The organism is Planktothrix sp. FACHB-1355 (assembly GCF_014748295.1).
GTDB classification, from domain to species: domain Bacteria; phylum Cyanobacteriota; class Cyanobacteriia; order Cyanobacteriales; family Aerosakkonemataceae; genus Aerosakkonema; species Aerosakkonema funiforme_A.
The window spans coordinates 1-3,874 of the sequence record NZ_JACJUP010000668.1 but is presented as its reverse complement, the minus strand read 5'-3'; the positions used below and the strand labels follow the sequence as shown (position 1 = coordinate 3,874).

At 44.2% G+C, this 3,874-nt stretch carries 2 protein-coding genes; both read right to left on the bottom strand.

Annotated features, from left to right (window positions below):
- On the bottom strand, positions 1 to 1,864 hold a 1,864-nt coding region (kdpB, locus tag H6S82_RS22710; protein ID WP_191056750.1), incomplete at its 3' end, for a potassium-transporting ATPase subunit KdpB.
- Between the two features lie 188 nt (positions 1,865 to 2,052).
- A complete protein-coding gene (kdpA, locus tag H6S82_RS22705) occupies positions 2,053 to 3,804 on the bottom strand; it encodes a potassium-transporting ATPase subunit KdpA (RefSeq protein ID WP_190467031.1) in 1,752 nt (583 codons plus the stop codon).
- Positions 3,805 to 3,874: the final 70 nt, after the last annotated feature.

Below are 3,874 nucleotides of genomic sequence, written 5' to 3'. Positions count from 1 at the left end.
AATACTTGGCGATATCGTTGGCGATCGAGAATGTGGTTAATGCACCGCGAGTTATTAACAATTGTTTGCCGATCGTGACTAAATCGATCAATTTGGTAGGATCGGAATCTAAATCTACCATATTGGCAGCTTCTTTCGCCGCTTGAGTTCCCGAATTCATTGCCAAACCTACGTTTGCTTGCGCCAATGCTGGTGCATCGTTCGTACCATCTCCGGTCATTGCTACTAATTTGCCTTGAGATTGTTCGGAACGAATTACATCAATTTTGTCTTCAGGAGTAGCTTCGGCAATGAAATCATCAACTCCAGCTTCTTGGGCAATTACGGAAGCAGTAATGCGGTTATCTCCGGTCAGCATGATGGTTTTTACACCCATGCGCCGCAATTGATCGAAACGTTCTCTCAAACCAGGTTTGACGATATCTTTGAGATAAATTACGCCGTAAATATCATTGCCTTTGCAAACAGCTAAAGGTGTTCCTCCTAAGCGAGATACTCGTTCGTAAGCTTGGTCTAAAGCAGCAGGAACTTGACCGCCACGCGATCGCACGAAACCTTTAATCGCTTCTACTGCGCCTTTGCGATATTCTTCTCCATTTATATCCGTACCGCTCATTCTAGTACGAGCAGAAAATTCTACGCCTTCGCCTTTACTGGTGTCAAAATCTATCTTTGCACCTAGTTTTTCTGCCAATCGCACGATCGATCGACCTTCAGGGGTTTCATCGAAAATACTTGCAGCAAGACATACACTTCCTACTTCCTGCATTGAATGTCCGTTCGTCGGAATAAATTCATCTGCTAAGCGATTTCCTAACGTAATTGTGCCAGTTTTATCTAATACCAAAGTGTTGACATCACCGCAAGCTTCTACAGCGCGTCCAGAAGTGGCAATTACATTGAATTGCGCTACTCTGTCCATTCCTGCAATGCCGATCGCACTTAGCAAACCGCCAATTGTAGTAGGAATGAGAGCAACCAAAAGTGAAATTAAAATCGCTACACTCGCACCGCTACGCAAACTGTTTCCGGCATCAATACCAAATGCAACACTAATAAAATTGGCAATGTATCCGGCAAATGGTGGTACGGTAGCTACTACAATTAGAAATACCTGAGTTAAAACTGCTAGTAACACCGTCAAAGCAATTTCATTCGGCGTTTTAGTTCGTTCTGCACCTTCGACTAAAGCAATCATTCGATCGATAAAACCTTGACCTGGATCGGAAGTAATCCGAACGATTAATTCGTCGGAAAGTAAGCGCGTTCCGCCAGTAACGGAACTAGCAATGTCACTTCCCGGTTGTTTCAATACGGGTGCAGATTCTCCGGTAATCGCAGATTCATCAACCGAACCTATTCCTTGCGTTACTTCGCCATCGGCGGGAATCATATCGCCTGCAACTACTTTGACTAAATCGCCTCGGCGTAATTCGGTGGAATTAATCTCCTCGATTTTACCGTTGGGAAGTAATTTACGGGCAATCGTGTCAGTGCGGGTCGATCGCAGTGCGTCAGCTTGTGCTTTACCTCTTCCTTCGGCTACTGCTTCGGCAAAATTAGCAAATAGAACGGTAAAAAACAGGATGAAAGTAATAATACCGTTCAACAATCTTTGCTGGTTGCTATCTGCTGCGATCGTACCAAATAAATTGGGATCGATCGTTACTAAAAAGGTGACAATTGTACCCAGCCAAACTACGAACATGACTGGATTTTTAACTACAATTCGAGGGTCGAGTTTGACAAATGATTCTCGAATTGCTCGTTGGTAAATTCCTCTGCGATCGACTTTTGGCGTATGTTTGCGTTCGTCGCGAGGGCCACCCGGTACGCGAATTTTCTGTTTATCTATGGTTCCCATAAGTTAATAGTCATTAGTTATTGGTGGTGCTTTTCACCCGCCGTGGACTCAAGTCCACGGCTAATAGCCCAAGTCCACTGAAGTGGACTGTAGATTGGCTTTTAGTCCACTTCAGTGGACTTTCGCTTTTAGCCTGCGAATTGATTCGCAGGTGGGTGAATGGCTGGTGCAAAATGTGAAATTACTCATTACCCAATACCTTTACTAATACTAATTTGAAAAGCTTCTGCAATTGGGCCTAATGCCAGCACTGGAAAAAAGGTGAGTGCGCCCATAATTAAAATCACTCCCATCGTGATACCTGTAAACAATCCCGTATCAGTTCGCAATGTGCCGGGGGTGAAGGGAACTGCTTGTTTGCGCGACATACTATCGGCTAGTAATAGTAACGCTACGATCGGAATATATCGCCCTGCTAATAAGCTGAAACAAGTGCTTAAGTTCCACCACAATGCTGTTACAGTTGTTGGCGTACCTGTAGCGATCGCAAAAGGTGATGGTTGGGAATCTCCTAAACCTTCAAACCCAGATCCGTTATTAGCTGCGGCGGAAGCATATTCGTAAATTACTTGCGAAAGACCGTGAAAACCGGGGTTGCTAATACCTGCTAATTGGTCGGGAAAAGCAAGTGCGATCGCGCTGGGAATTAAAATAGCGATCGGGTGAACTAACAGAATTAAAAAGCTTGCCAGTACGACTTCGTTCTTTTCAATTTTCCTTCCCAAAAACTCTGGCGTCCGTCCTACCATCAGTCCGGTCACGAATACTGCTAATAACAAGTAAGCAAACAAATATGCCGTTCCCGTTCCCTGTCCGCCAAACACGATTTGCAGGAACATATTGGAGAGGGTAATAAATCCTCCATCGGGCATAAAAGAGTCGTGCAAACTGTTAACGGCACCGCACATACTGGCAGTGGTGAAGACTGCATACAATGCCGACTGCACCCAACCAAACCGAACTTCTTTTCCTTCTAAATTTGGTGCTGGACTACCTAACAAAGCATTAACTGCGGGATTGCCGTTATATTCTCCGATCGCTGTAATGATGATGAAAGCGACGAGAATTGTCAACGGAATTGAATAAACTAACCACGCTTGTTTGATATTGTTGGCGTAAATTCCGTAAGTGTAAATCAGCGATGATGGAATAGACAACATCGCCACAAGCTCAATTAAATTTGTCAATCCATTCGGGTTTTCAAACGGGTGCGCCGAGTTAATGGCAAAGAAACCGCCACCGTTTTCACCTAATTCTTTGATAATCTCGAAATGCGCTACTGGGCCGCGTGCGATCGCTTGACTGATTGCTGGATTTTCCAAAGTTGGTACTACTACCGGGCCAGCCAAAGTTTCAGGCATTCCAGCCATAATAAAAACGATCGCGCCTACGAGACTAATTGGCAACAACACCCGTGTAATTGCGCGAATTAAATCCACATAGAAATTACCCAGCGGTCTGCCTGTTAAACCTCTAATAAAAGCAATCCCCACTGCCAAACCCGTAGCTGCTGAGGTGAACATAAGGTAGCCCAGCGCTAACATTTGGCTGCCATAGCTGAGATAAGTTTCACCCGAATAATGCTGCTGGTTGGTGTTAGTAATAAAAGAAATTGTGGTATGCAGCGCCGTATCCCAAGTTGGTGCAGGTACGCCCGTTGGGTTAAAGGGCAACCATCCTTGATTCATAATAATGAAAAAGATGAGCAGACCCATGATAATATTGCTGTACAGAATTGCTCTCGCATACTGCCAACCTGTCATATCTTCTTTTGCTCGCACGCCTACCAAGGAATAGATAAATTTCTCGATCGGATTGAGAATCGGATCTAAAATGGTTTTCCGATCTTGAAAGACACGAGCCATGTAGCTGCCAAAAAAAGGCGTTATAGCTACTAAAATTAGTAGCGTCAGTGCAATCTGAATCCATCCTTGCAACATAAGGTAATTTTGGATTTGAAATTGAAATCCAAGATTTAAGGTTTCAATTTTTAAGTTACCCATTTTTGGG